Source organism: Ruegeria sp. AK11 (assembly GCF_056541095.1).
Window position 1 is genome coordinate 922,227 of sequence record NZ_JBQFXU010000001.1, and the last position, 24,703, is coordinate 946,929.

24 protein-coding genes and 1 tRNA gene are annotated in these 24,703 nt (G+C 55.9%); 11 read left to right on the plus strand and 14 right to left on the minus strand.

Annotation, left to right across the window (positions count from 1 at the left end; all coding sequences use genetic code 11):
• Positions 1–33: 33 nt before the first annotated feature.
• Genes ACR0D9_RS04675 through ACR0D9_RS04690 form a run of 4 tightly spaced genes read right to left on the minus strand, consistent with a single transcriptional unit; the run spans position 34 to position 3,179 of the window.
• Complete coding sequence (locus tag ACR0D9_RS04675; protein ID WP_480537869.1) at positions 34–1,080, minus strand: ATP-binding protein; 1,047 nt, start codon at positions 1,078–1,080, stop codon at positions 34–36.
• Between the two features lie 28 nt (positions 1,081–1,108).
• Positions 1,109–1,633 carry a gamma carbonic anhydrase family protein gene (locus tag ACR0D9_RS04680; protein WP_480537871.1) on the minus strand — a complete coding sequence of 175 codons (525 nt, stop codon included), beginning with the start codon at positions 1,631–1,633 and terminating at the stop codon, positions 1,109–1,111.
• Positions 1,630–2,271 (minus strand): guanylate kinase, encoded by a 642-nt coding sequence (gene gmk / locus ACR0D9_RS04685; RefSeq protein ID WP_209503922.1) that lies wholly within the window; start codon positions 2,269–2,271, stop codon positions 1,630–1,632. The genes ACR0D9_RS04680 and gmk overlap by 4 nt, the downstream gene beginning before the upstream one ends.
• 17 nt (positions 2,272–2,288) lie before the next feature.
• Positions 2,289–3,179 carry a YicC/YloC family endoribonuclease gene (locus tag ACR0D9_RS04690; RefSeq protein ID WP_480537873.1) on the minus strand — a complete coding sequence of 297 codons (891 nt, stop codon included), beginning with the start codon at positions 3,177–3,179 and terminating at the stop codon, positions 2,289–2,291.
• A 245-nt stretch (positions 3,180–3,424) separates the two neighbouring features.
• Between ACR0D9_RS04690 and ACR0D9_RS04695 the strand changes: the two genes are divergently transcribed.
• Positions 3,425–4,099 carry a PAS domain-containing protein gene (locus ACR0D9_RS04695; protein ID WP_480537875.1) on the plus strand — a complete coding sequence of 225 codons (675 nt, stop codon included), beginning with the start codon at positions 3,425–3,427 and terminating at the stop codon, positions 4,097–4,099.
• A 69-nt stretch (positions 4,100–4,168) separates the two neighbouring features.
• On the opposite strand, the gene ACR0D9_RS04700 is transcribed toward ACR0D9_RS04695, so the two are convergent.
• Positions 4,169–5,539 (minus strand): class II 3-deoxy-7-phosphoheptulonate synthase, encoded by a 1,371-nt coding sequence (locus tag ACR0D9_RS04700; RefSeq protein ID WP_480480917.1) that lies wholly within the window; start codon positions 5,537–5,539, stop codon positions 4,169–4,171.
• 169 nt (positions 5,540–5,708) lie between these two features.
• On the opposite strand from ACR0D9_RS04700, the gene ACR0D9_RS04705 reads away from it, so the two are divergent.
• On the plus strand, positions 5,709–6,713 hold the full coding sequence (locus ACR0D9_RS04705; protein ID WP_209503918.1) for a GlxA family transcriptional regulator: 1,005 nt from the start codon (positions 5,709–5,711) through the stop codon (positions 6,711–6,713).
• A gap of 2 nt (positions 6,714–6,715) precedes the next feature.
• On the opposite strand, the gene ACR0D9_RS04710 is transcribed toward ACR0D9_RS04705, so the two are convergent.
• Positions 6,716–7,813: a PQQ-dependent sugar dehydrogenase gene (locus ACR0D9_RS04710; RefSeq protein WP_480537878.1), complete on the minus strand. Its 1,098-nt coding sequence runs from the start codon at positions 7,811–7,813 to the stop codon at positions 6,716–6,718.
• Between the two features lie 154 nt (positions 7,814–7,967).
• Between ACR0D9_RS04710 and ACR0D9_RS04715 the strand changes: the two genes are divergently transcribed.
• From ACR0D9_RS04715 to ACR0D9_RS04725, 3 genes are all read left to right on the plus strand, one after another.
• Complete coding sequence (locus ACR0D9_RS04715) at positions 7,968–9,149, plus strand: ABC transporter substrate-binding protein (protein ID WP_209503916.1); 1,182 nt, start codon at positions 7,968–7,970, stop codon at positions 9,147–9,149.
• A gap of 106 nt (positions 9,150–9,255) precedes the next feature.
• Positions 9,256–10,044 (plus strand): ABC transporter ATP-binding protein, encoded by a 789-nt coding sequence (locus ACR0D9_RS04720; protein ID WP_209596275.1) that lies wholly within the window; start codon positions 9,256–9,258, stop codon positions 10,042–10,044.
• Positions 10,045–10,052: 8 nt separating this feature from the next.
• Complete coding sequence (locus tag ACR0D9_RS04725) at positions 10,053–10,883, plus strand: ABC transporter ATP-binding protein (RefSeq protein ID WP_267366696.1); 831 nt, start codon at positions 10,053–10,055, stop codon at positions 10,881–10,883.
• A 138-nt stretch (positions 10,884–11,021) separates the two neighbouring features.
• On the opposite strand, the gene ACR0D9_RS04730 is transcribed toward ACR0D9_RS04725, so the two are convergent.
• Positions 11,022–11,375, minus strand: a complete 354-nt coding sequence (locus tag ACR0D9_RS04730) for a hypothetical protein (protein ID WP_480480909.1) — start codon at positions 11,373–11,375, stop codon at positions 11,022–11,024.
• Positions 11,376–11,936: 561 nt separating this feature from the next.
• Between ACR0D9_RS04730 and ACR0D9_RS04735 the strand changes: the two genes are divergently transcribed.
• The 4 genes from ACR0D9_RS04735 to ACR0D9_RS04750 all read left to right on the plus strand — a co-directional run bounded on the left by ACR0D9_RS04735 (position 11,937) and on the right by ACR0D9_RS04750 (position 15,238).
• On the plus strand, positions 11,937–12,266 hold the full coding sequence (locus ACR0D9_RS04735; protein ID WP_480480907.1) for a hypothetical protein: 330 nt from the start codon (positions 11,937–11,939) through the stop codon (positions 12,264–12,266).
• Between the two features lie 215 nt (positions 12,267–12,481).
• A complete protein-coding gene (locus tag ACR0D9_RS04740; protein WP_267366195.1) occupies positions 12,482–13,492 on the plus strand; it encodes a branched-chain amino acid ABC transporter permease in 1,011 nt (336 codons plus the stop codon).
• Positions 13,489–14,802, plus strand: coding sequence for a branched-chain amino acid ABC transporter permease (locus tag ACR0D9_RS04745; RefSeq protein ID WP_480480904.1), 1,314 nt, complete (start codon positions 13,489–13,491; stop codon positions 14,800–14,802). Before ACR0D9_RS04740 ends, ACR0D9_RS04745 begins: the two co-directional genes overlap by 4 nt.
• Positions 14,803–14,983: 181 nt before the next feature.
• Entirely contained in the window at positions 14,984–15,238 is a 255-nt protein-coding gene (locus ACR0D9_RS04750; RefSeq protein WP_209503910.1) for a hypothetical protein, read from the plus strand.
• A 32-nt stretch (positions 15,239–15,270) separates the two neighbouring features.
• On the opposite strand, the gene ACR0D9_RS04755 is transcribed toward ACR0D9_RS04750, so the two are convergent.
• Positions 15,271–16,818 (minus strand): helicase HerA-like domain-containing protein, encoded by a 1,548-nt coding sequence (locus ACR0D9_RS04755; protein ID WP_480537880.1) that lies wholly within the window; start codon positions 16,816–16,818, stop codon positions 15,271–15,273.
• Positions 16,819–17,250: 432 nt separating this feature from the next.
• On the opposite strand from ACR0D9_RS04755, the gene ACR0D9_RS04760 reads away from it, so the two are divergent.
• The gene (locus tag ACR0D9_RS04760; protein WP_480480900.1) at positions 17,251–17,829 is read left to right on the plus strand and encodes an invasion associated locus B family protein; all 579 of its coding nucleotides are present in this window, start codon (positions 17,251–17,253) and stop codon (positions 17,827–17,829) included.
• 48 nt (positions 17,830–17,877) lie between these two features.
• Here ACR0D9_RS04760 and ACR0D9_RS04765 read toward each other — a convergent pair whose 3' ends face one another.
• The 4 genes from ACR0D9_RS04765 to ACR0D9_RS04780 are packed head-to-tail and all read right to left on the minus strand — an operon-like array spanning position 17,878 to position 22,119.
• Positions 17,878–19,086 (minus strand): beta-ketoacyl-[acyl-carrier-protein] synthase family protein, encoded by a 1,209-nt coding sequence (locus ACR0D9_RS04765; protein WP_480485622.1) that lies wholly within the window; start codon positions 19,084–19,086, stop codon positions 17,878–17,880.
• 9 nt (positions 19,087–19,095) lie between these two features.
• Positions 19,096–19,353 carry an acyl carrier protein gene (locus tag ACR0D9_RS04770; protein ID WP_171723262.1) on the minus strand — a complete coding sequence of 86 codons (258 nt, stop codon included), beginning with the start codon at positions 19,351–19,353 and terminating at the stop codon, positions 19,096–19,098.
• 32 nt (positions 19,354–19,385) lie between these two features.
• A complete protein-coding gene (locus ACR0D9_RS04775) occupies positions 19,386–20,477 on the minus strand; it encodes a UDP-3-O-(3-hydroxymyristoyl)glucosamine N-acyltransferase (RefSeq protein WP_480485621.1) in 1,092 nt (363 codons plus the stop codon).
• Positions 20,478–20,511: 34 nt separating this feature from the next.
• Complete coding sequence (locus ACR0D9_RS04780; protein WP_480537882.1) at positions 20,512–22,119, minus strand: L,D-transpeptidase family protein; 1,608 nt, start codon at positions 22,117–22,119, stop codon at positions 20,512–20,514.
• Positions 22,120–22,472: 353 nt separating this feature from the next.
• Here ACR0D9_RS04780 and mepK point away from each other — a divergent pair, with 353 nt between their 5' ends.
• Positions 22,473–23,042: a peptidoglycan L,D-endopeptidase MepK gene (mepK, locus tag ACR0D9_RS04785; RefSeq protein WP_209503903.1), complete on the plus strand. Its 570-nt coding sequence runs from the start codon at positions 22,473–22,475 to the stop codon at positions 23,040–23,042.
• Between the two features lie 275 nt (positions 23,043–23,317).
• Here the strand turns inward: mepK and ACR0D9_RS04790 are convergent.
• Positions 23,318–23,394: transfer RNA gene (locus tag ACR0D9_RS04790), tRNA-Arg, on the minus strand.
• Positions 23,395–23,471: 77 nt separating this feature from the next.
• Positions 23,472–24,692, minus strand: a complete 1,221-nt coding sequence (locus ACR0D9_RS04795; RefSeq protein WP_480485619.1) for a cysteine desulfurase — start codon at positions 24,690–24,692, stop codon at positions 23,472–23,474.
• Positions 24,693–24,703 lie beyond the last annotated feature (11 nt).

Below are 24,703 nucleotides of genomic sequence, written 5' to 3' on the forward strand. Positions count from 1 at the left end.
GGCAGATTTCGTAGGGTGGTAATGCGGGAAGGGCTACCGTGGTAAGATGACCGTAAACACGGAACCTTTTCCCAACTCACTTTCCACGCGCAACCGTCCGCGGTGGCGATTGACGATGTGCTTGACGATGGCCAGCCCCAGCCCCGTTCCACCCAACTGGCGGGACCTGTGGTTGTCGGCGCGATAGAATCGCTCGGTCAGACGTGGCAGATGCACGGAATCAATTCCTGGCCCCTTGTCGATGACCTTCACCCGCACCCCAGGCCCACGCATGGCCGAGTCACGCTCTGATGACAGAACGCTGACTGTGACGCTACCACCGCTGGCACCGTATTTTATTCCGTTTTCGATCAGGTTGGTGAATACCTGCCGTAACTGATCGCTGTCTCCGGTCACGGAAAGCGGGCCGTCCTGTGCGTCAAGCGTCAGCGTCACGCCCGCCTCTTCCGCCAGGGGGCGCAACGAGTTCAGGGTGGATTGCAGCAGCCCTGTCAGCTCCAGCTGTTGATTTGGTCGAACTCTTTCTTCGCTTTCCACGCGGTTCAGGGACAAAAGATCGCCAACCAGCCGGTTCATCCTGTTGGCTTCATCGGCCATGATTTGCAAGAACCGGTCACGTGCAGCCGGATCGTTGCGCGCAGGGCCACGCAAGGTTTCAATGAAGCCCATCAGTGCCGTCAAAGGCGTCCGCAATTCGTGACTGACATTGGCAACAAAGTCGCGGCGCATCTGACTTGCCTGTTCCAGATGCGTGACATCTTGAAAAGTGGCCAGAACGGCCCCGCCCGACACGGCTCCGACCCCGTTCATATACCGGCATTGCACATCAAATGTCGTGTCCTGTGCACCATCATTGGAAAGATGACGTGCCGTCTTGGTTCCCTTCGATTGAAGGCTTTGTTCAATTGCTTCAAGAACCTGTGGCTGCCGCAGGATGGTCGCAAAATGCCGCCCCACGATATTCTGCCCCAAAAGGGTTTTCGCATCCGTATTGGCGGCAACGATCCGTTCGGTCTGATCCACCATCAGCGCGGGCATAGGGATGGCCTGGACAAATCCATCAAGAAGGTCATCTGACATGCTTCAAACCCCGATCAATCCACGCGCCTTATTGAGCAGCTCTCAGGGTGTCACGAAACCTGCGCATGTTTTCCTGATAGTGCAGCGCGCTTAGGGTAATCCGTTTTGCTGCGACCTCGTCCAGCTGGCGCACCACTTTGCCCGGAGCCCCCATCACAAGGGAATTATCCGGAATCTCCTTGCCTTCCGTGATCAGGGCCCCTGCCCCGATCAGGCAATTCCGGCCGATCCGGGCACCATTCAGAACAATCGCGCCCATTCCGATCAGAGTATTTTCTCCGATCGTACACCCGTGCAGCATCACTTTGTGTCCGATGGTGCAATTCGGACCAATCGACAAAGGATACCCGGCATCGATATGCATGACGCAGTTTTCCTGAACGTTGCTGCCTGCACCGACGCGGATTTCCTCGTGATCTGCGCGTATCGTGCAGCCGAACCAAACCGAGGCGCCCTGTTCCAGCACGACCTTGCCGATCAGGTTGGCATCGGGCGCAACCCACGTGTCCTCGTGAATTTCGGGCATGTGCTCACCTAAAGCGTAGATCGTCATGACAGCCCCTCGAATTCGTTTTGAAGCTTGCGCACGTGTTGTTGCAGATTTGGCTGTTGAATACGGCGCATCCGTTCGGCGCTGACAATGGTCTTCAGCTTCTTTTCGGTCGCCTCAAGATCGTCATTGATCAGGACATAATCGTAATAGCCCCAATGGCTGATCTCATCCCAGCTTTTGAGCATCCGCCGTGCGATAACTTCATCGCTATCTTGCCCACGTGATTCCAGACGGCGGCGCAGTTCGGGGATCGAAGGCGGCAGGATGAAGATCGACAACGCATGCTTACCCAGATCCGAGTTGCGGATCTGAACCTCGCCTTGCCAGTCCACGTCGAACAGCACGTCCTTGCCTGCGTGGATCGAACTGCGAACGGGATCAGCGGGTGAGCCGTAGAAGTTACCGAAGACATGCGCATGTTCCAGCATCTGGCCATCGGCGACCTTCTGCTTGAACTCGTCTTCAGAAAGAAAATAGTAGTCCCGCCCATCTTCTTCCCCCGGACGCGGGGCACGGGTTGTGGCCGAAACCGAAAACTCAAGGTCCTTGTCCCAGTCCATCAACCGCTTTGCCAGGGTGGATTTGCCTGCCCCGGACGGGGAAGACAGGATGATTAAAAGGCCTCGGCGATCCGCCATATCATTCGTTCCCATCTTTATTCTACGTTTTGCACTTGTTCGCGCATCTGATCGATCACCGCCTTCAGTTCCAGCCCGACAGCCGTCAGCTCCGTACTCTGAGCCTTGGAGCATAGCGTGTTGGTTTCGCGGTTGAACTCTTGCATCAGGAAATCAAGCTTGCGTCCGACAGCCCCTTCCTGCCCAAGCAGCTCTCTTGCTGCGGCCACATGTGCAGACAGGCGGTCGATCTCTTCGGTAATGTCGGCTTTGACCGCGATCAAAGCCAGTTCCTGCGCAACGCGATCCGGGTCCGCGCCCTGCGCGTTGTCCAGTACCTGTGTCAGATTGTCCCGCAGTGTCGCGGCCATCTTGTCCTTACGATGCAAGGCCAGATCGGCTGCCTGTTCTGTCAGCGCCGCAACCTGATCCAGCTGAGTGTTCAGCACGGCAGCCAACGCTTCGCCCTCGGCCTGGCGCATATCGACAAAAGCGGCCAACAGGTCTTTGAAATCTTCGGTCAGGCACGCCACCAGTGGCGCTGGATCATCCGCATCTGCGGTTGCATCCAACATGCCTTTGAGTGCCAAAAGGTCCGAGGCGCGCGCCGGTTCCAGAGCAATACCGCGCGCAGCTGCCATCTTGTGTGTTTGTTCCAAAGCGCTCAGGGCAGCGGCCATAGCGACCTCGTTCAATGCCAGTTCCGAGGCAGAGTCCTCGCGGGTCAGACGCATTGACAGGGTCACATTCCCACGGCTCAGGGATTTTGACAGCGCGGCCCGAAGGGCCACCTCAAGCCCGGTCAGCCAATCAGGGACGCGCAGGCGCATATCAAGGCCTTTGCCGTTAACACTGCGCAACTCCCACGTCCAGCTGTGCGGTCCGTATTCCCCCTTCCCCGAGGCAAACCCGGTCATGGATCTGATCATGACTGTCCTTTCCTGTGACCTTACCCATTTGGATGTGTGCTGCACCTAATGCGATTGGCCGGTGCAGAGCAAGAGTTTGCTGAGGCCGCATTTGTTTGGCGTAAGTTAACCATTCGTTAAAGAATTGCTCCAAAATTGAATAAACCCGAGTCAAACTACCCCTGGTAATGGCTTGCAGGCCACAAATGCTCCGGTTGTGTTGCATTTTATGAAAATGGCGGCCAATTGACGTAAGGGTGAAGAAAATGAAAACCTTTTTCGGGACTGGTTCCGGGTCAGAATTTGGAAAGATCGTCGCAATGGATCGCTTTGACAGTGGGCGCAGCCTTACGCCGATCCGCCAGGCCGAGGCGTATTGGACTGCATTGCTGAGCGGTGACGGTGTTCCGATGCGGTCTCAGGTCGACCCGCGTGGACTGGAAAACATACTTGAATATACTTTCATTCTTGAACGGATCGCGCCCGGCCTGGCCCGGTTTCGCCTTGCCGGAAGCCACTTGAACGCGCTTGCGGGGATGGAGGTTCGCGGCATGCCTGTGACGGCCTTTTTTCAACCTGATGACCGCGCCAGTCTTAAGGACGTTCTGGAGCAGGTTTTCGCAGCACCCGCCGTTGCCGAACTGGGGTTGGATTCGAGCGGGATACTGGGACGTACCCGGATGCAGGCCTGCATGATCCTTTTGCCGCTCAAAAGCGATCTGGGCGACGTCAGCCGGGTTCTGGGCGTCATGGTCGCGGATGGTGCGATTGGTAAAACCCCACGCCGATTTTCGATTTCTGATACGCGGATCAAGTCATTTTCGGAAATTCAGATACCAACTCCTGCTGTGCCTCAATCCGTTGACGGTTTTGCCGAAGACCAAACGGATTTCAAACGCGCGGCCAAGCACCTTCGTCTGGTCGTGTCGCGCGATGACTGAACCAGTCTGAACAACCGGAACAAAAAACAGCGGACCGGTGGCCCGCTGTTTTTCTTTCTTTTCGAACGCTTAACTTGCGGCGCGTTTTGATCCGTTGCGGCGCAGGTTGGTCAGTTCTTCCGCCACCAGGAACGCCAGTTCCAGCGACTGAGACGCGTTCAGGCGCGGGTCGCAAGCTGTGTGGTAGCGATCTGACAGATCCTCTTCTGTCACGGCCCGCACACCACCGGTGCATTCGGTAACGTCGAGACCGGTCATCTCGAAATGGACACCGCCAGGGATCGTGCCCTCGGATTGATGCACACCAAAGAAATCGCGCACCTCACGCAGGACAGAATCGAACGGGCGGGTTTTGTAGCCCGTGGCCGATTTGATCGTATTGCCGTGCATCGGGTCGCACACCCAAGTAACCTTGGCGCCTTCTTCCTTCACGGCCTTGACCAGACGCGGAAGGTGTTCACCCGCCTTGCCTGCACCAAAGCGCGCGATCAGGGTCAGACGGCCCTCTTCATTTTCAGGGTTCAGCTTCGACATGAGAACCTTGAGATCTTCTGCCGTCGTCGTCGGACCACATTTCAATCCGATCGGGTTCAGAACGCCACGACAGAACTCGACATGTGCGCCGTCAGGTTGGCGTGTACGGTCGCCGATCCAGATCATGTGGCCAGACCCGGCCAGCCAGTTGCCCGAGGTCGAATCCAGACGGGTCAGCGCCTCTTCATATTCCAGTAACAGACCTTCGTGACTGGTGTAGAATTCAACGGTCGAGAATTCGTGCGTCGTGTCTGCCGTGATACCAGCCGCTTCCATGAAGTCGATGGTGTCCTGAATGCGGTCCGCAACTTCGGAATACTTCTGAACGTCCTGTTCGTCGGTAAAGCCCAGCGTCCACGAATGAACACGGCTCATGTCGGCGAAGCCACCGGTTGAGAAGGCACGCAGCAGGTTCAACGTGGCCGCCGCCTGCGTGTAGGCCTGCAACATCTTTCCGGGATTCGGAATCCGCGCTTCGGGCGTGAACGCCAGTTCGTTGATGATGTCACCCCGGTAGCTGGGCAGTTCTACACCATTCACAACCTCTGTCGGGGCGCTGCGCGGCTTTGCAAATTGACCGGCCATGCGACCGACCTTTACCACGGGCACCTTGGCACCGTAGGTCAGAACCATCGCCATTTGCAGCATCACCTTGAAGGTGTCACGGATCGCATCGGCGCTGAATTGTTCAAAGCTTTCAGCACAATCCCCGCCCTGAAGCAGGAAGGCCTCGCCGCGACCGGCGGCACCAAGATGTTGCTTGAGGCGCCGCGCTTCACCGGCAAAGACCAGCGGGGGATACTGCGAAAGCTGGGCCTCGACCTTGGCCAATGCGGCCGCGTCGGTATAGTCTGGCATCTGAACCCGGGGCTTGTTGCGCCAGTTCGACTTTTGCCATTCGGTCATAGCTTTGATCTCCGCTGAAGTGTTCAGGTCGCCTCTATACAAAAAGCAATGAAGAGTGACCATATCCCATTTGCGCCTCTTGACGCCGCAAACAAGCTTTGATCATGGTGACTGCCAAATACGTCGCCGGATACCAGGTTTTCCCGCGCAGAATTAAGGACATTTTGTCATGCAAGTGCAACGCCAAGCAGTCACGGTGGAAAATGCTGGGGCCATGCCCCGTCATTTCGTTTTTGTCCTTTTGGACAAGTTTTCGCTGCTGTCTTTTGCGTCGGCGCTCGACAGCCTGCGCATCGCAAACCGCATGGCCGACAAACAACTTTATACATGGACGCTTTCAGGTGAAGGTGGAGATTCGATTTCATGTTCAGCCGGAACCGAATTCAAACTGGATCGTGACCTGGACGAACTGCAACGCGACGATGTCGTTCTGATTTGCGGGGGCGTTGACGTTCAAGCCGCGACCACCAAACGCATTTTGAACTGGTTGCGGCGCGAGGCACGGCGCGGATTACGGATCGGCGGTCTGTGCACGGCTGCTTATACATTGGCCAAGGCCGGCCTGCTGGACAACAAGCGCGCAACGATACATTGGGAAAACTCAGACAGTTTCATCGAAGAATTCGATGAGGTCGAGTTGACGAAAGCAGTCTTTCAGATTGACGGCAGTCGTATGACGACGGCTGGAGGGACCTCGTCTATCGATCTGATGCTCAAGTTGATTGCGGACGATTTCGGCGAAGACCTGGCAAATGCGGTGGCGGATCAGATGATCTATTCGTCTATCCGGACAGATCAGGACACGCAGCGCCTATCTACTCCGACACGGATTGGCGTACGTCACCCCAAGCTGAGTCAGGTCATACTGATGATGGAAAAGAACATAGAAGAGCCGATCTCACCTTCGATTCTGGCCAAGGAAGTCGGCATGTCGACCCGCCAGCTTGAGCGTCTGTTCCGGCGCTACCTCAGCCGCTCGCCCAAGCGGTACTATATGGAGCTTCGCTTGCACAAGGCACGGAACCTGCTGATGCAAACGGATATGAGCGTCATCAACGTAGCCCTGGCATGCGGCTTTGCCTCGCCTAGCCATTTCTCAAAATGCTACCGCGCGCATTACAACACCACGCCCTATCGCGAACGCGGAGCGCAAAGCGGGCGGCTATCGGTGTAAGGTCACTCCGCCGGAGATATTCTGTAAACTGCCCCCTTTCCAACCGAAATAAACCAGATCGACCCGTCTGGCGCTTCGACGATATCGCGGACGCGCTCGGTTTCAGGGCTTCTGATCTGTTCGGCTTCATGCAATGGATCGCCCTGAAGTCGGGCGATATAGTCAAATTTCAAAGATCCTACGAAAACATCACCTGCCCATTGCGGCCAGAGCTTGCCGGAATAAACCAGCAGGCCGGACGGCGCGATGGAAGGATCCCAGTAGTGAGCTGGCTGTTCCAGCCCCTCTTTGGCTGTACCTTCACCGATTTTTTCACCTGAATAATGCGTGCCATAGGAGATGACGGGCCAACCATAATTCCGGCCTGCGCGGGGTTGGTTGATTTCATCTCCACCCCGCGCCCCGTGTTCCGAGGTCCAAAGTCGGCCAAGCGCGTCCAAGTCCGCGCCCTGCGGATTTCGATGGCCGTAAGACCATATTTCGGGTTCGATATTCGATTGCCCGACAAAGGGGTTATCCGCCGGAACTGTCCCATCGCGATTGATGCGAATGACCGAGCCCATGGGATTGGACCGATCCTGTGCATTCTCCGCCTGTCCCCGTTCGCCCAAGGTCACGAACAATGTACCGTCCGGCGCTTCGACCACACGGCTGCCAAAATGCCGACCACCCGTACCACCTGGCGATGCCTCGAAAATTACTCGGAAGTTCTGAAGGTTTTTGCCAGTCTCGGACAGGTGCGCAACCGCAACCGCAGTCCCTGCACCGTCGCCCTGAGGTTTTGCGAAGGTCAGAAAGACCTCTCGGCTTTGATTGAAATTGCGCGAAATCGTGACGTCCAGCAATCCGCCCTGCCCCAGAGCCGCAACCTTTGGAACGCCTGAAACATCCCCAACTTGTCCATTTCGCACATACAGCAACCTTCCATCCCGTTCCGTGACGAGGAAGCTTTCATCGGGCAAAATGCCAACCGCCCATGGGGTCTCCAGCCCGCCGACCATTTCTTCAAGCTGGACCATCCCGGCTGAAACCGACAACGTTTGGGCCGCGGCATTCAAGGCGCAGAGTGAGAAAGACAGAATCATCGCCGTTCTAAGCATTCTGGTCCCTTTCGGTGACAATCAGGGGTGAGTCCCACCAAAACAGATAGGATTTCAAACGAAAAAGACAGGTTTGCGTTAGGACTTTTCTTTTCCGAACAGCTTGCCTAGGGTCGTCGCCAGAACGAATACGTTCACAACTGGGAGTAACCATATGAAAAAGCTGCTTACTGCAACTGCAGCAACTGCATTGCTGGCCGGCGCAGCCATGGCCGAAGATGTCAAACTGGGGATTTTGATCGGCTTTACCGGCCCGATTGAATCGCTGGCCCCTGCCATGGGATCGGGCGCGGAACTGGCAATCGCCGAAGTCAACGAATCCGGTAAGTTCATGAACGGTGCCAGCGTGGCTGGTGTACGTGCTGATACCGGCTGTATCGACAATGGTCTGTCCACCTCGAACGGCGAGCGTATGATCGCTGACGGCGTTGCAGGCATCATCGGCGGCGACTGTTCGGGTGTTACCGGCGCGATCCTGCAAAACGTTGCCATTCCAAACGGCATGGTCATGATCTCGCCTTCGGCGACCTCGCCCGGCCTGTCGACCATGGAGGACAACGGCCTGTTCTTCCGCACCGCGCCGTCGGATGCTCGCGAAGGTCAGGTTATGGCTGATATCCTCAAGGATCGTGGCATCAACTCGATCGCGCTGACCTATACCAACAACGACTATGGCAAAGGTCTGGCCGATGCGATCCAGACGTCCTTCGAAGCGGTTGGCGGCGAAGTGACCATCGTTACGGCGCATGAAGACGGCAAGGCCGACTATTCGGCTGAAGTTGGCGCGCTGGCCTCGGCCGGTGGCGACATTCTGGTTGTCGCGGGTTATCTGGACCAGGGTGGTCTGGGCATCATCCAGTCGTCGCTGGACAGCGGTGCGTTTGACACCTTTGGTCTGCCCGGTGGCATGATTGGCGACTCGCTGCCCGCAAATGTCGGCCCCGACCTGAACGGCTCGTTCGGTCAGATCGCCGGGTCGGGTGGTGAAGGTGCAGAAAAGTACTTTGCACTGGCTGAAGCAGCCGGGTTTGACGGGTCGTCGCCCTATTCGCCCGAATCCTATGACGCGGCAGCGCTGTTCATGTTCGCCATGCAAGCCGCCGGTTCGACCAACCCGGCAGATTACGCGGGCAAAGTTATGGACGTCGCCAATGCGCCGGGTGAAAAGATCTATCCGGGTGAACTGGCCAAAGGTCTGGAACTGCTGGCCGCCGGTCAGGACATCGACTATGTCGGCGCGTCCGGTGTCGAGTTGATCGGCCCCGGCGAAAGCGCAGGGTCGTACCGCGAGATCGAAGTGACCGACGGCGAAAACAAGACCGTCAACTTCCGTTGATCCCGCATATCAAGCTATAAAATCAGACAGCCCGGGCCTTGTGTCCGGGCTGTTTCAATGACAAAAGGCTGCACCTCGTTTCACGGGGACAAGGCAAGGGGATACCATGATCGTCGTCGAGGACGTGCATAAGCATTTCGGCGGGTTTCACGCGGTGGACGGGGCGTCGCTGGAAATCCAAAAAGGGTCGATCACCGGCCTGATCGGGCCCAACGGGGCCGGAAAAACCACTCTGTTCAACGTGATCGCCGGTGTTTTGCCTCCGACCAGCGGAAAGGTGGTTATGGATGGTGAAGATATCACTGGCCTGCCTCCGCATGAGCTGTTTCACAAAGGTTTGCTGCGCACGTTCCAGATCGCGCATGAATTCTCGTCGATGACCTGCCGCGAAAACCTGATGATGGTGCCCGGTGCGCAATCGGGTGAGGCGCTGTGGAATACCTGGTTCGGACGCAAGCGCATCGCTGATGAAGAGCGCGCGTTGAAAGCCAAGGCAGACGAGGTGCTGGAGTTTTTGACCATCGAACATCTGGCCGATCACAAGGCCGGTCAGGTTTCGGGCGGTCAAAAGAAACTGCTGGAACTTGGTCGTACCATGATGGTGGACGCCAAGATCGTATTTCTGGACGAGGTCGGAGCAGGCGTGAACCGCACCCTGCTGATGACCATCGCTGATACGATCCTGCGCCTGAACAAAGAGCGTGGTTATACGTTTGTTGTCATCGAGCACGACATGGATTTCATCGGCAAGATCTGCGACCCGGTCATCTGCATGGCCGAGGGTAAGGTTTTGGCCGAGGGTACTCTGGATGAGATCAAGGCAAACGAGCACGTGATCGAAGCCTATCTTGGCACCGGCCTCAAAAACAAAGACAAGCTGGAGGCCCAGACATGACCGCTGGCATGAGCGACAACCCCTATCAGGACGACAAGGGCAACAAGGACGCATCGATTACCAACACGCAAGGTATCGGAACAATGACGCCTGCCCATCGTAAAAGCGGGACGACTCATCGCGTTGAAGGCGGCCCGTTTCTGATCGGCGACACCATGACCGGCGGTTATGGCAAAGGCCCGGATATCCTGCATGACTGCACCATTGCCGTGGACAAGGGTGAGATCGCCGTTATCGTCGGCCCCAACGGTGCGGGCAAGTCAACGGCGATGAAGGCCGTGTTTGGGATGCTGGATGTGCGCGCCGGCTCTGTACGTCTAGACGGCGAGGATATCACCAGCCTCACCCCACAAGATCGCGTGATCCGCGGTATGGGCTTTGTTCCTCAGACATCGAACATTTTCACCTCGATGACTGTCGAGGAAAATCTGGAAATGGGTGCCTTTATCCGTCACGACGATTTCTCGGACACGATGGAGCAGGTCTATGATCTGTTCCCAATTCTGCGTGACAAACGCAACCAACCTGCCGGCGAACTGTCTGGCGGTCAGCGCCAACAGGTTGCCGTGGGTCGCGCGCTGATGACGCAACCCAAGGTCCTGATGCTGGACGAGCCCACCGCAGGTGTCTCACCCATCGTGATGGATGAGCTTTTTGACCGCATCATCGAGGTCGCACGCACCGGCCTGCCGATCCTGATGGTTGAACAAAACGCCCGCCAGGCACTGGAGATTGCCGATAAGGGATATGTGCTGGTTCAGGGGCGAAACGCCTATACCGGTACGGGCAAGGAATTGCTGGCTGATCCGGAAGTGAGAAAGAGTTTCTTGGGCGGTTGAGGATGAGACGGCGCACAAACTCCCATTTGGTGCGCACCGTCCTCCTCATTCTAGCAGTGGGTTCGCAGAAACACGTTGCTTCAAGGAAAACAGTGTAGAAAATCACTGCATAACTAAGTGCAACCGCCTTCCTAATTCTCACCCCGCCGGATTGCTACAATATCCGGAGTCATTCGCGGCATGTGGACCTTTGACCGACATGTCATAGTGCAGGTTATCGAAATCCACCACAAAGGTCACCACGTCCTGATCCATGATATGCAGGAAGGTGAGCGAGTTCAGACCGGGAATAATCTGCGCCTCGCCCTTGATGTTTTCGGCCACGATGAACCCCTTGTCCGTCTCACCCGACCGCGCCAGAGTCACCGATCCCCCGTTTTTGTCGGAGAGGCAATTGACGACAAAATCCGCGCCATTCAGCGGGTCGTCGATTGCAGCTTGTACGAATGTGGGCATCAACAGGCCAGCCGTGATCAGCGCGGTAAATCTCATGAGTTTCTTCCTTCGGTTACTTATGCCTGCCCTCGCGCGCTATTACGCTCGCGAGATTAGCCTTATATTTCGGTACTGGCTGCGCTCGACAATCACATCTTCCGCAGCTCAACGAAGTGAACTTAGGAAAAACCCTTTCGTATCATAGACCTGAACCAGCTATTTCACCGGAACTTGAGGCCAGGTGAGGTGGTGTGCGCTCAGCTTGAGACAAAAACAATCTGGGGCCCTAGATTGGCAGACAAAACGGCCCGGCGCGGGTCACTTTGAACCTGAATCGCTCAACCCATGTCTGATTGTGTTTTCAATATGTCAGGATAATGGTGCGTTAAATTTGAGGACGTTAAACATGACTATTATTTATTTGTTTTAATGGCTCTTTCACGAGACCAAATCGGTTATTTTCACGCGTGATTCAAAGGGCAAAAAACACGCTTAAGTTCAATTTGTGACATAATGGAGCTTTAGGCGGGCCATCCACGCCGGTCGGGCCATATTACTGAACCAATGGCTCGACAGTTCGAAGGCGAATGCAAAATCGAAGACAAGGACCCGCAGACTATGAAACTCTGGATCGCTTTGCCGCTTGCCCTATTTTCGGCCACTCAGGCAGTAGCCGAAGAACGCCACCTATTGTGCACCTCCGACCGCGACGGCAGCGAAATCCGCCTTAGCCGTGCCGCGGACGGTGACAAAGGTAACATTGAAACCCCAATAGCCGCAGGCGATGCTGTGATCCTCAAAGGCGTGGGAAGCATGACGTTCATGTATATCGAAGGTCAGAACGTGATGACGCTGGTGGTTCAACTTGACGACATGTCCTATGATCTGTCTGTCAAAGGTCCCCATGCCGACGAAGATTTCGGCAAATGCCAAGACGTTCAGGCGTGACTTTGCATCCAAGCAATACTGCCGGGTGGCCACGCTGACCTCAAAAGTCGCGCGGCTTCACCTGCGCGTTTGGTTCTCGGAAACTCACAAGCCTTGCTGGTTCCGCGTTACCCTGGCAAAAAACGTTCGCCCAATTCGTTGAAAACCATAGCCGTGTGTTGAATTACCAATGGTACACATGCCATAAAGCCGCACCCGGACAGTGAGAAGAATTCATGGATTTACTGAACGCGTTGGTCACACTGGCCAACTTTGTCATCGTGCCTGCGATTGCCTATGGCAGCCAGCTGGCATTGGGAGCGCTTGGCGTGACCCTGATCTACGGCATCCTGCGGTTTTCGAACTTTGCCCATGGTGACACCATGGCCTTTGGGGCGATGATCGCTGTGCTTGTCACTTGGGGCTTACAGGCCGCTGGTGTCAGCTTTGGGCCGTTGCCGACTGCCCTGCTCGCCCTGCCCTTTGCCATCCTTGGCTGCATCCTGCTGGTGTTGGTCACGGACAGGCTGGTCTACCGCTTTTACCGCGAACAAAAGGCCAAGCCGGTTATCCTTGTGATCGTATCAATGGGTGTAATGTTCATCATGAACGGTTTGGTGCGCTTTATCATCGGGCCGGATGACCAAAAGTTTTCGGACGGTGCAAGATTCCTGATATCCGCGCGGGACTTCAAATCCATGACAGGCCTACAAGAGGGGCTGGCTATCAAGACCTCGCAAGGGATTACACTGATAGTGGCCGTTATTGCCGTGGCCTTGTTGTTCTGGTTCCTCAATAAAACACGAACCGGGAAATCGATGCGCGCCTATTCCGACAACGAGGATCTGGCGCTTTTGTCCGGCATCAACCCTGAACGTGTTGTGATGATCACCTGGATCATCGTGGCCGCCTTGGCGACCACAGCGGGTGTTCTTTACGGGTTGGACAAGAGCTTTAAACCCTTCGTCTATTTCCAGCTTCTGCTGCCGATATTCGCTTCGGCCATCGTGGGTGGCCTTGGTAACCCACTGGGCGCAATTGCCGGCGGGTTCATCATCGCGTTTTCCGAGGTGACGATCACCTATGCCTGGAAAAAAGTACTGACCTATGTGGCCCCCGAAAACCTGGAGCCGTCCGGATTGGTCCAGCTCCTGTCCACCGATTACAAATTCGCTGTCAGCTTTGTCATCCTGCTGATCGTGCTTCTGTTTAAGCCCACGGGCCTGTTCAAGGGAAAAGCAGTATGACCGAATCTGTCAAAAACACTCTGCTTTTCATAGCTGTTGGCAGTCTGATTCTGCTGACCGGTTTCACGCAAAGTTGGAACACTGCCGTTCTGATCCTGAACATGGGGCTGATCTCGGCCATCATGGCGATCGGTGTGAACCTGCAGTGGGGCTTTGCGGGCCTGTTTAACGTAGGGGTTATGGGCTTCGTCGCGCTGGGTGGTCTGGCCGTGGTTCTGGTTTCGACAGAGCCTACTCCGGGCGCCTGGGGCGCAGGCGGTTATGGTATCGTTCTGTCCTTGCTACTGGGGGCTGCCACCGTTGTTGCAGCCGTACTGGTGGCAACAAGAATACCCAAAGGCCGGGTGCAAACGCTCACAATAATCACTGTCCTTATCGTCGGCTTCTTCCTCTACCGGGCCGTGTTCGACCCCAATGTTGCCGCGGTCGAGGCCATTGACCCGGCGATTGCCGGTAACATCGGTGGACTGAACCTGCCCGTTCTGCTGGCCTGGCCTGCCGGAGGTCTGCTGGCTGCCGGGGCGGCGTGGCTGATTGGCAAAACCGCGCTAGGGCTGCGGTCAGATTATCTGGCAATTGCCACACTGGGTATCGCCGAGATTATCATCGCCGTCATGAAGAACGAGGACTGGTTGGCCCGCGGCGTGAAGAACGTCTATGGCATCCCGCGTCCCTCCCCGGTTGTCGGGTATGAAGTTGACTTGCAGCAAGATCCGGCTTTTCTTGCCCGCGCCGAATGGCTGGGGCTGGATCCGGTCACTGCATCCACCCTCTCGGTGAAACTTGGGTATTCGCTGCTGTTCATGCTGGTTCTTCTGGTGCTGCTCTGGATGGCGCAAATGGCGCTGAAAAGCCCGTGGGGCCGAATGATGCGCGCAATCCGCGACAATGAAATTGCAGCCGAAGCGATGGGCAAGGACGTCACCCGTCGCCACTTGCAGATTTTCGTATTAGGGTCGGCCATTTGCGGCATCGCAGGCGCGATGATGACCACTCTGGACGGACAGCTGACGCCGGGCACTTACAATCCGCTGCGCTTTACCTTCCTGGTTTGGGTCATGGTGATCGTTGGCGGTTCGGGCAACAACTTCGGGGCCGTTTTGGGTGCGTTCCTGATATGGTTCTTGTGGGTTCAGGTCGAACCGATTGGCTTGTGGTTGATGAGTGTTATCACTGCAGGCTTGCCGGATGGCAGCGCGCTGAAGGCACATCTTATTGATAGTGCCGCACATATGCGCCTGTTCACGATGGGCCTGATCCTGTTGATTGTTCTCAGATTCAGCCCAAGGGGTCTGATCCCCGAGAAATAGGTCCGCGCCACGTTCCAATGCGCAAAACCGCGCCACTTATCTGGCGCGGTTTCTTGATTCTTAAGGTTTTTCTGAATAAACGAACCCACCACAGTGTTTTCGATTTGCGGCAGGTTGCTGGCACTCACCCTCGCCTATGCCGTTTCAATCGATCAACAAGACGAGTAGACAAGAGTAGAAAATGAAAGCACCACATCTGAAATCACTCATTCTGTTTCCGGCTATTGCGGTTGCGGTATCCGCTTGTGTCCCCAGCCCCGAAGATCTTGAGACGACGCCCGTCAAGGTTCAGACACCTAAAGGTGTCGTGACCTGTCAGTTGTATCGTCAGGATCGCGTGACCTGGGACCGTGCAATCGACTTCCCAGCCACGAAGATGTCTGTTCCCGAGGCTGACGCCTATTGTCGCCAGGAAGGCCAACGCCGACTGAAGTAAACGCTGTAGCGCCCACCAAGGACGCTACGTTTTTACCTGTTGCGAAACAATCCGCCGAGGATACCGCGCACGATCCGGCGCCCGGTTGTGCCCTTAAGCTCTTTGATCACCGCTTCGGTCATTGCCGTGGCAAACGTGTCCTGCTTGCGCTCAACCCGGGAGGAGGACCGGCCGACCCGGCTGCCCGAATATCTGCGGGCCGAAGAATATTCGCGTTCGATCGGCGATTGCGCTTCAAGAACTTCGTCGGATTCGGCCAGTTCTGCGGCATTGGCCGCAGCTTGGGCCCGCGCCTGAAGAATCTCGAAGGCAGATTTTCGATCTACGCTCTTGTCGTATTTTCCTGCCATCGCCGAGGCGGCAAGGATATCCCGGCGTTCGGCATCTGAAATTGGCCCCAGCTGAGATCCCGGCGGACGAATAAGCGTACGCTCGACCACGCCCGGAACACCTTTCTTTTGCAGCATTGAGGTGACGGCCTCCCCCACACCGACTTCGCGAATTGCCGTTTCCGTGTTAAAAGTCGGGTTCTCGCGATAGGTTTCAGCGGCCAGCCGCAGGTTCTTTCGGTCCCGCGCCGTGAATGCCCTTAATGCGTGCTGTATACGGTTGCCCAGCTGTCCAAGAATATCTTCCGGGATATCGGCGGGGCTCTGAGTAATGAAGTATACACCCACACCCTTTGAACGGATCAGGCGGGCGACCTGTTCGACCTTGTCCACCAGAACCTTTGGCGCATCGTCGAACAACAGATGGGCTTCGTCAAAAAAGAACACCAGCTTTGGTTTTTCGGGGTCTCCGACCTCTGGCAGCTCTTCGAACAGTTCACTCAACAGCCACAACAGAAACGTTGCATATAGCCGTGGGGCTGCCATCAGCTGGTCTGATGCCAGAATGTTCACCATTCCGTGCCCGTTTTCGTCAGTTCGCATCAGATCGGCCAAATCCAGCGCCGGTTCGCCAAACAGTTTTGTTCCGCCCTGATTCTCGAGAACCAACAGACGTCGCTGGATCGCCCCAATCGAGGACGTGGATACATTGCCGTATCGCAATGACAGTTGCGCCCGATTCTCTCCGATCCAGACCAGCAGCGCCTGTAGATCCTTGAGGTCCAGCAACGGCATCCCTTCTTCGTCGGCCACGCGGAATGCGATATTCAGGATACCTTCCTGCGCCTCGCTCAACTCCAGTAACCGCGACAGCAACAGCGGACCCATTTCCGTCACCGTCGTGCGCACTGGATGGCCCTGTTCACCGAACAAATCCCAGAATGTCACCGGGCAGGCAGAATAGGCAAAATCCTCGAACCCGATCCGACTGGCCCGGTCCTGAAAGGCCTGATGCAGTTTGTGGGCCTCGCTTCCGGGAAGGGCCAGACCAGACAGATCCCCTTTCACATCCGAGAGGAATACCGGGACACCCGCCTGAGAAAAACCTTCTGCAAGAATCTGCAATGTCACGGTTTTGCCGGTACCGGTTGCCCCGGCAATCAACCCGTGGCGGTTGGCATATTTCAACGCCAGTTCCTGCGGCTGGCCATAGTTTTCACCGCCACCGCCCAAAAAGATATTCGTGCCCATTAACATTGCCTTATTGTTCACCGATCTGCCGCCAGCATACAAAGTTAACCTTTGACTGCGATAGTCTATTTGCCTTGCATTGCGGGGCAGACTTCCTCCCTGTCGACTGGCCGTGCCTGCTGGCACGGCCTTTTTGGTTTGGCCATCGAATTATTATTCTGGCGCATAGATTAAAAAACGAGGATAGCTGTTGACCCGTGTGCGCCCCTTCCGTAGGGTTTGCGCATAAATAAGTCGGCCAGTCCGACGGGGAGAAACTTATGGGGAAGGGAGCTGGTCGAACAGCTCCCTTTTTCTAATCTCCGAAGGTGCGGTTCCAGGCCTCAGGCAAGAATCCGTTCACGTTCGCAAAGGCTGTTCTGTTAGTGCCTGACACTGGTTCAGAAGAGTGTTAAACGAAGCAAAAAGATCAATCATCAACCCGAGGCATTCATGTTCAAGAAAATCCTCTCGTTCAACACGGTCGCCGCTGTTCTGCTATCCGGCGCAGCGTATGCACAAGACACAACCACAACCGCGCCAGACGCCGGTCTGGACCTTGGTCAGGAAGGCCCCCGGGTCGGAGAACAGTTCGTAAAGGAAGAATTCGGCGATTGGGACGTATCCTGTATTAAGGCACAGGAAGGCGAGGATCCTTGCGCCATCGTTCAGGTTCTGGAGGGCAAAAATGGTGATCCGATCGCGGAAGTATCGATCGGGAAACTGCCGGAAGGTGGTGCCGCCGTTGCTTGGGCAAATGTGATCGTACCCCTCGAAACTTTGCTGCAAGCGCAACTGGCCCTGTCAATCGATGGCGCGCCGCGTAAATTGTACAACTATCACCAATGCGTTCCCGTGGGCTGCATCGCGCAACTGGGTCTTAGCCAAGGGGATATCGACGCGATGAAAGCTGGTACCAAAGCGACGTTTTCACTGGTTCCCGCCCGTTTCCCGGATCAGGTTCTTGAAATGGACATGTCGCTCTCCGGCTTCACATCGGGCTTTGACGCTCTGAACGTCAACACAAACTAAGAAATAACATCCGTGGAAGCCGCCGTATTATCAACGGCGGCTTTTTAACTAAACCCGCTTCAGGGCCAGTACGGCATTCAACCCACCAAAGGCGAATGCGTTGCTAAGCGCGACGTTGACCTTTGCTTCGCGTGCTTCGTTCGGGACCACGTCCAACGCGCATTCCGGGTCCGGTTCCTCATATCCAATCGTCGGTGCAATGACACCGTCCCGCAGTGCCATGATGCAGGCCAGCAGCTCAACAGCTCCGGTCCCGCCTATCAGGTGGCCGTGCATGGACTTCGTGGACGATATCATCAGATCGTCTGCGTGCGGCCCAAACACGTCGGCCACCGCTGCGCATTCGGTTTTGTCATTTGCAGCCGTTCCGGTGCCATGCGCGTTGATATAACCCACATCTTTTGCGTTCAGCTTCGCATCGGCCAAGGCACCGGCCATGGCACGCGCGGCCCCTTGTTTGCTGGGCATCACAATGTCCGAGGCATCCGATGACATGGCAAAGCCGACAACTTCGCACAGTATTTCGGCCCCTCGGGCGCGGGCGTGTTCGTATTCCTCAAAGACAAAGACGCCAGCCCCTTCGCCCTGCACCATTCCGTTGCGGTTGGCACTGAACGGGCGGCACGCGTCTTTCGACATCACGCGCAGCCCTTCCCAGGCTTTTACACCGCCGAAACACAACATCGATTCGGACCCGCCCGTAACCATGACCGGAGCCGCGCCGCTGCGCACCATCTGAAAAGCCTGAGCCATCGCATGGTTTGATGACGCACACGCCGTCGACACGGTGAAACTGGGGCCTTTTAGGTTATGTTCCATTGAAACATGACTGGCGGCGGCATTGTTCATGAGCTTTGGAACGACAAAGGGGTGTACCCTGTTCTTCCCGTCCTCATAAACGGAACGGTAATTGTCATCCCAGGTCGAAACACCACCGCCCGCGGTCCCCAGAACGACGCCTGATCTGGCCGCGAGTTCGCCGTGAAATTCGATGCCCGACTGTTCAATCGCCTCTTTGGCTGCTGTCAGGGTGAATTGCGTGAAGCGGTCGTACAGCGACATCTGCTGTCGGTTGAACCGCCCTTCCGCCTCGAAACCCCGGACCTGTCCGCCGATCTTGATGGCCAACCGATCAACATCCCGGAATTCAAGTTCCGAAATACCACAACGACCTTCGCGCATTGCTTCCAGCGTGTCAGGGACCGAATGGCCCAGCGAATTGATCGTACCTGCTCCGGTAATGACAACGCGTTTCATGAGCGTGTGTCAGACCTTTTCCGACACAAGCTTTTCGATCCCAGAGATGATCGCGGCCACATTGGAGATATCGAAGTCATTGGCCTCGGGCTCGTTGGCATTGAAAGGAATCGAAATGTCGAACTCTTCCTCGATGGCAAATATGCTTTCGACCAGCCCGAGGCTGTCGATACCCAGATCTTCCAGCGTGCTTTCGGGCGTTACATCCGATGGCTCCAGAACGGCCTGCTCTGCAATGATCGCGATGACGCGGTCGCTGATGCTCATGTCGATCCCCTGATTATCAGTTTGAGGTTGATTTAATCGCTCGGGGTCTGTTTGAAAACAGCCTTTTTCAATGCCTCGACGTCGCGTGCCATACGGGGCAAACGCCGTTGTGCCTTGTAGATGTCCGTATGCGTTTCCATTTTGACTCCGGGATACCCCATGATCACGCGACCAGCGGGTACGTTGGACAGTATCTTAGTGCCGCCACCGGCAATAACCCCATCCCCGATGAATATGTTGTCGACAACGCCGGTCTGACCGCCCAGAACCACGTTGTTTCCGATCTCAACCGAACCCGACACACCAGTCTGACCGCACAACAGGCAGTCCTGACCGACTCGGGTGTTGTGCCCGACATGGACCAGGTTATCCAACTTGGAACCGTGGCCAATATACGTATTTCGGATCGTGCCATTGTCGATTGTGCAATTCGCGCCAATTTCGACATCGTCACCGATTTCCACAGCACCCAGCGAGTGAATGCGCAGCCAGCTCTGAGCTTTGGCCTCACCCTGATCGCCCATTGTCTTGCGTACATTTTCGACGCCCGAGACTTCGGGGGTAACAAAACTGAACCCGTCCCCTCCGATCCGGGCACCGGGTTGCGCAATAAAACGATCTCCGATCTGCGCCCGTGCGCCAATGCTGACCATTTCGCGCAACACTGCCTGGTCGCCCAATATGGCGTCCATTCCCACGGTGCAATGTGCCCCTATGACAGAGCCTGCGCCGATCCGGGCGCGCGCTCCTACAACAACCAACGGTCCAATCGCCACGTCAGAACTGATTTCAGCTGTTGGATCGATCACGGCCGAGGGGTGAATCCCCGGCTCAACTCCTTGCCCACGGTCCAGCATGGAAGTGATGCCAGCCATCGCCATACGGGGACGTTTTACAAAAATCGCCGCACGCAATCCCATCGCCTGCCAGTCGGCGCCCTCCCAAAGGACGGCCGCACGAGCGGCTCCGTTGGTAAGCGCCTCGGCGTACTTCGGAGACATAGCCATCGCCAGATCTGTCGGGCCTGCATCGCCCGGTTCGGCGGCGCGCACAATCGTCAGGCCGCCATCGCCCTGACATTCGGCACCCAGAGACTCGGCAATCTGTTGTACGGTAAACTGCATGGCGGGCTTCCTTTTGGCAGGATTTGCCCTGTGCTTACCCCTGAACGTCCGGCAGGGCCACCCCTGCCTTTTGTAGGGCATCCCAAATCTTGCCGTCCCGCCCATAGACATCGCGACGATACTGCACTTCGCCTTTGGGCCCGATATAGGCCGTGCGGTAAATCAGATGCACCGGAACTTTCTGTTCCAAATTGACTTTGGTCTCTTTTCCGGTGTTCAGAACGCGATGGAAGAATGCCTTTGGATCTTCCTCTTGTTTGGCCAGCAAGGCGTAAGCAAATTCAAATGGCTGGGCCAAGCGGATACACCCATGTGAAAAGGCCCGAACTTCGCGCGAGAACAGGTTTTTCTGTGGAGTATCATGCAGATAGATGTTGTGCTTATTGGGGAACATGAACTTCACCAGACCCAGCGCATTGCTTTGGCTGGGCGGTTGACGCATTGCGAAGGGAAAATTGCTGGTCGTAAACTGGGTAAAGTCCACCGCACCCCGATCGACCTGCCTGCCGCTTCTGTCAGTTATCAGAATATGTCCCACGGAATTCGGGTTTGATTGCAGTTTCGGAAGGTATTCCTTGGTCACGATCGAGCGGGGAACATGCCAGCTTGGGTTGATCACCATATGCTCCATCTCATCCGAAAATTCCGGACTTCTTCGATCATGCACATTTTTACCGATGACTGCGCGGGTTTCAAAAGTGACTTGCCCTTCGTCCACGATCTTGGCCGTGAAGTCGGCTTGGTTCACAAGGATATGACGCGTGCCGCGTTCCCGAGGCAGCCAGCGTTCGCGTTCCAACGCAACGTAAACGGCTTTCAACCGGTCTGTGGCTGGACGGTTAATTTCGGCAATCGTCCCCTTGCCCGCCACACCATCGGTTTCAAGCCCATGCGCGGATTGAAAGGCACGAACGCCTTCAAGCAACGCGCTGTCGAAAGACGGGCTGGCGGACGGTTTCATGTAACCCATCACCACCAGACGGTCGCGCAGCTTGACAACATTCGGTCCCGTGTCGCCGTATTCCAGTTTGCTTTCGGGAACTGTTGGCCCCCATCCCCCTTGAAATACCAGCTTTTCCAAGGACAGCTTCTGCTTCATCAATGCGCGGTATTGATGTGATTGCGGCGCCAAGACTGTAAAGTAGGCCGCGCCCAGAGTGCTTATTCCCTGCAAATGCTCAACAGTGCTGCGTCGTTCTACGGACCGAACCAGCCCATCATCCACACTGCCGGGCCGGATTGCGCCCGCATAAAGCGCGTCGGCATATTCGACAAAGATACGGCTAAGTTCTGCTTCAACCGCACCGAGATCGCGCACCGAACGGGCCTTTTCCATCTTCTCCATCACGGCGGCAACAGTCGGCTCGGCCTGTGGAAGGCCGTGCAGATGCGCATTCGTAAGCGCATTGATCAGCGCCGCCCGGCGTTGAGTGTGTTCAGGCGTATCGCCGACCCAAAGCGGCAAAAACCCGTTTGCCCGGTAGAACTCAACCAGTTGCGGCGCCTGCTGAGTATGTTCAGCCATCGCCATCTGAAACGCAGTTCCTGGCGCAGCTTCGGACGACACATTGGCGACGGATGCGGTAGCCACGAAACACGCGGCAAACAGGATGCTGGTACTGGTGCGGAGAACAGAAAACATAGGATGGCCTTGGAATTCAATAGTTTGAACTGGTGATTTATACGTCGATCAACTATGCAGTCGTGCCAGAACGCTTGTCCACTCACGATATCCTTACCAAATCGCTTCTTCGTGGGCCTGATGCGCGTTTGCATCGGCTGCGCGGCCCAAAGCCCACAACTGCGAAATATTTGTGATGCTCTGTGGCAATTGCGCAAAAAACTGCCGAAAATTCCCCCTTGAAAAGGTAAAAATGAAACACTTCTTGGCCGTCGATTCCGATTGTGCCATAAATCCCGCATCTGGGATGGGAATAATTAAGACAGTGCACGTAACATCGTGTGCAGGCAGGAACAGTACGGGACAAAACCAAAATGACAGAGAGCAGTTCCTCGGGCTTGACCCGGCGTGCCCTATTGGGAGCGTTTGCAGCAACGGCAATCGCAGCAGCACCCACCTACTCCAACGCAGCAGGCTTTTTACGCGGTGGCGGCGATATTCGTCGCATTCGTATGTATTCCGGTCGCACTGGCGAACGGTTGGATATGATCTATTGGGTCGATGGTAAGTATATCAAGGACGCTGTCAAAGAAGTGAACAACTTCATGCGTGATTGGCGCACAGATCAGGTAAAATCCATCGATTTACGCACGATTGATATCATGGCGGCATCACACAGCTTGCTGGATGTCAACGAACCCTACATGCTGTTGTCCGGATATCGCTCACCTCAGACCAACGCAATGCTGCGTTCCCGATCCCGCCGTGTGGCGCGCAACTCGCTTCACATGGAAGGGCAAGCAGCTGATTTGCGCCTTGCCTCCCGCTCGGTATCGCAGATGGCCAAGGCGGCGATGTCGTGCCGCGCAGGCGGTGTTGGTCAGTATTATGGATCGAACTTCGTACACATGGATTGCGGCGTGGTTCGCACCTGGCGCGGGTAAAACCTGAACACATCGGTTCTGTTTGGAACTTTTGACTGACTGAGTTTCCCACTCGGTTTTCTAACATTTGTGGCGATTGGCGGCAGAGCCGCCAAATCAACTACTACAATAACTCCCGATACCCGACAGCGAATCCCTCCCTCAAATACTGCAACTCAGCAGTATTTTTGCACTCATGGGCCGTTGTGATGACTGCACGATCAACGCATTAAGCAATCCAATCGACAAGTCCGCTGCTCAGGGCTTCCGATTTCAATCCGACGTTGAATATTGGGTGGCGCACCTGAGAGGATTCGAACCTCTGGCCTCTGCCTTCGGAGGGCAGCGCTCTATCCAGCTGAGCTACAGGTGCCTTGGCCGTTAGCTAACCTTGTTCCAATCCGGGTGCAACTGCAAATCGCGATTGCCGCACCCTTATCAAGACCAAAATCAGGCAAACAGATCATGCGCCAATTCAAGCGCTTCGATCAGCGTATCTACTTCATCGGTAGTGTTATAGAGACCAAAACTGGCGCGGCATGTTGCCGTCACCCCCAGGTGGTCCATCAGCGGCCCTGCACAGTGGTGACCGGCACGAACCGCAACACCTTTCTTGTCGAGAATGGTAGAAACGTCGTGTGCATGGCCAGCACCGTCCAGCGTAAAGCTGAAAATCGCTGCCTTGTCCGGGCGAGTGCCCTGAACCTGCAACCAGTTCAGTCCGGTCAGACGTTGCATCGCGTAATCGCGCAAGCTGGATTCATGGGCAGCGATGTTTTCCATCCCCAGGTCCATCATATACTCCAGCGCCACGCCAAGACCGATGGTCTGTACGATCCCCGGCGTGCCGGCCTCGAACTTCATTGGCGGGTCATTATAGATGACCTGATCCTTGCTGACCTCTTTGATCATGTCGCCGCCACCGATGAAGGGGCGCATCTCGGCCATGCGTTCGGATTTGATGAAAATCGCACCCGACCCTGACGGACCATAAAGCTTGTGGCCTGTGATTGCGTAGAAATCGCACCCGATCTCTTCAACATTTACTGGCATGTGAACGGCACCCTGACTGCCATCAACCAGAACCGGAACGCCCTTGGCATGTGCGCCGTTAGTTATGGCTTTCACATCCACGACCGTACCCAGCACGTTCGAGCAGTGTGTCACAGCAACCAGCTTGGTTTTCGGCCCGATTGCATCGATTACCGCCTGAGGGTCAAGCCCGCCTTCTGCGTCGACATCGACCCATTTCAACACGACACCCTGTCGTTCGCGTAGGAAATGCCAGGGTACGATGTTTGCATGGTGCTCCATCACACTCAGAACGATCTCATCCCCCGCTTCTAGTCGCGGCATAGCCCAGCCATAGGCGATCAGGTTTATCCCTTCGGTGGTACCAGAGTTCAGGACGATCTCATTCTCGTTCGATGCCCCCAGAAAACGTGCGATCGTTCCACGAACGGCCTCGTATTTCTCTGTCGCAAGGTTGGACAGGAAATGCAGGCCACGATGGACATTCGAATACTCCTCGGCATATGCCCGCGTCACCGCGTCAATGACCACCTGAGGCTTCTGAGCCGAAGCACCATTGTCGAGATACGTCAAGGGCTTGCCATTCACCTGACGCGACAGGATCGGAAAGTCAGAGCGGATTTTCTGCACATCATACATAAGAGTGGTAT

What these genes read in the sequence shown, in the direction of transcription:
- ACR0D9_RS04775 (WP_480485621.1), bottom strand. Translation starts at nt 20,477, where the DNA reads ATGCAGTTTACCGTACAACAGATTGCCGAGTCTCTGGGTGCCGAATGT.
- ACR0D9_RS04765 (WP_480485622.1), bottom strand. Translation starts at nt 19,086, where the DNA reads ATGAAACGCGTTGTCATTACCGGAGCAGGTACGATCAATTCGCTGGGC.
- ACR0D9_RS04690 (WP_480537873.1), bottom strand. Translation starts at nt 3,179, where the DNA reads ATGATCAGATCCATGACCGGGTTTGCCTCGGGGAAGGGGGAATACGGA.
- ACR0D9_RS04745 (WP_480480904.1), top strand. Translation starts at nt 13,489, where the DNA reads ATGACCGAATCTGTCAAAAACACTCTGCTTTTCATAGCTGTTGGCAGT.
- ACR0D9_RS04770 (WP_171723262.1), bottom strand. Translation starts at nt 19,353, where the DNA reads ATGAGCATCAGCGACCGCGTCATCGCGATCATTGCAGAGCAGGCCGTT.
- mepK (WP_209503903.1), top strand. Translation starts at nt 22,473, where the DNA reads ATGACAGAGAGCAGTTCCTCGGGCTTGACCCGGCGTGCCCTATTGGGA.
- ACR0D9_RS04730 (WP_480480909.1), bottom strand. Translation starts at nt 11,375, where the DNA reads ATGAGATTTACCGCGCTGATCACGGCTGGCCTGTTGATGCCCACATTC.
- ACR0D9_RS04725 (WP_267366696.1), top strand. Translation starts at nt 10,053, where the DNA reads ATGAGCGACAACCCCTATCAGGACGACAAGGGCAACAAGGACGCATCG.
- ACR0D9_RS04750 (WP_209503910.1), top strand. Translation starts at nt 14,984, where the DNA reads ATGAAAGCACCACATCTGAAATCACTCATTCTGTTTCCGGCTATTGCG.
- ACR0D9_RS04795 (WP_480485619.1), bottom strand. Translation starts at nt 24,692, where the DNA reads ATGTATGATGTGCAGAAAATCCGCTCTGACTTTCCGATCCTGTCGCGT.
- ACR0D9_RS04780 (WP_480537882.1), bottom strand. Translation starts at nt 22,119, where the DNA reads ATGTTTTCTGTTCTCCGCACCAGTACCAGCATCCTGTTTGCCGCGTGT.
- ACR0D9_RS04705 (WP_209503918.1), top strand. Translation starts at nt 5,709, where the DNA reads ATGCAAGTGCAACGCCAAGCAGTCACGGTGGAAAATGCTGGGGCCATG.
- ACR0D9_RS04675 (WP_480537869.1), bottom strand. Translation starts at nt 1,080, where the DNA reads ATGTCAGATGACCTTCTTGATGGATTTGTCCAGGCCATCCCTATGCCC.
- ACR0D9_RS04695 (WP_480537875.1), top strand. Translation starts at nt 3,425, where the DNA reads ATGAAAACCTTTTTCGGGACTGGTTCCGGGTCAGAATTTGGAAAGATC.
- ACR0D9_RS04735 (WP_480480907.1), top strand. Translation starts at nt 11,937, where the DNA reads ATGAAACTCTGGATCGCTTTGCCGCTTGCCCTATTTTCGGCCACTCAG.
- ACR0D9_RS04680 (WP_480537871.1), bottom strand. Translation starts at nt 1,633, where the DNA reads ATGACGATCTACGCTTTAGGTGAGCACATGCCCGAAATTCACGAGGAC.
- ACR0D9_RS04700 (WP_480480917.1), bottom strand. Translation starts at nt 5,539, where the DNA reads ATGACCGAATGGCAAAAGTCGAACTGGCGCAACAAGCCCCGGGTTCAG.
- ACR0D9_RS04710 (WP_480537878.1), bottom strand. Translation starts at nt 7,813, where the DNA reads ATGCTTAGAACGGCGATGATTCTGTCTTTCTCACTCTGCGCCTTGAAT.
- ACR0D9_RS04755 (WP_480537880.1), bottom strand. Translation starts at nt 16,818, where the DNA reads ATGGGCACGAATATCTTTTTGGGCGGTGGCGGTGAAAACTATGGCCAG.
- ACR0D9_RS04715 (WP_209503916.1), top strand. Translation starts at nt 7,968, where the DNA reads ATGAAAAAGCTGCTTACTGCAACTGCAGCAACTGCATTGCTGGCCGGC.
- gmk (WP_209503922.1), bottom strand. Translation starts at nt 2,271, where the DNA reads ATGGCGGATCGCCGAGGCCTTTTAATCATCCTGTCTTCCCCGTCCGGG.
- ACR0D9_RS04720 (WP_209596275.1), top strand. Translation starts at nt 9,256, where the DNA reads ATGATCGTCGTCGAGGACGTGCATAAGCATTTCGGCGGGTTTCACGCG.
- ACR0D9_RS04740 (WP_267366195.1), top strand. Translation starts at nt 12,482, where the DNA reads ATGGATTTACTGAACGCGTTGGTCACACTGGCCAACTTTGTCATCGTG.
- ACR0D9_RS04760 (WP_480480900.1), top strand. Translation starts at nt 17,251, where the DNA reads ATGTTCAAGAAAATCCTCTCGTTCAACACGGTCGCCGCTGTTCTGCTA.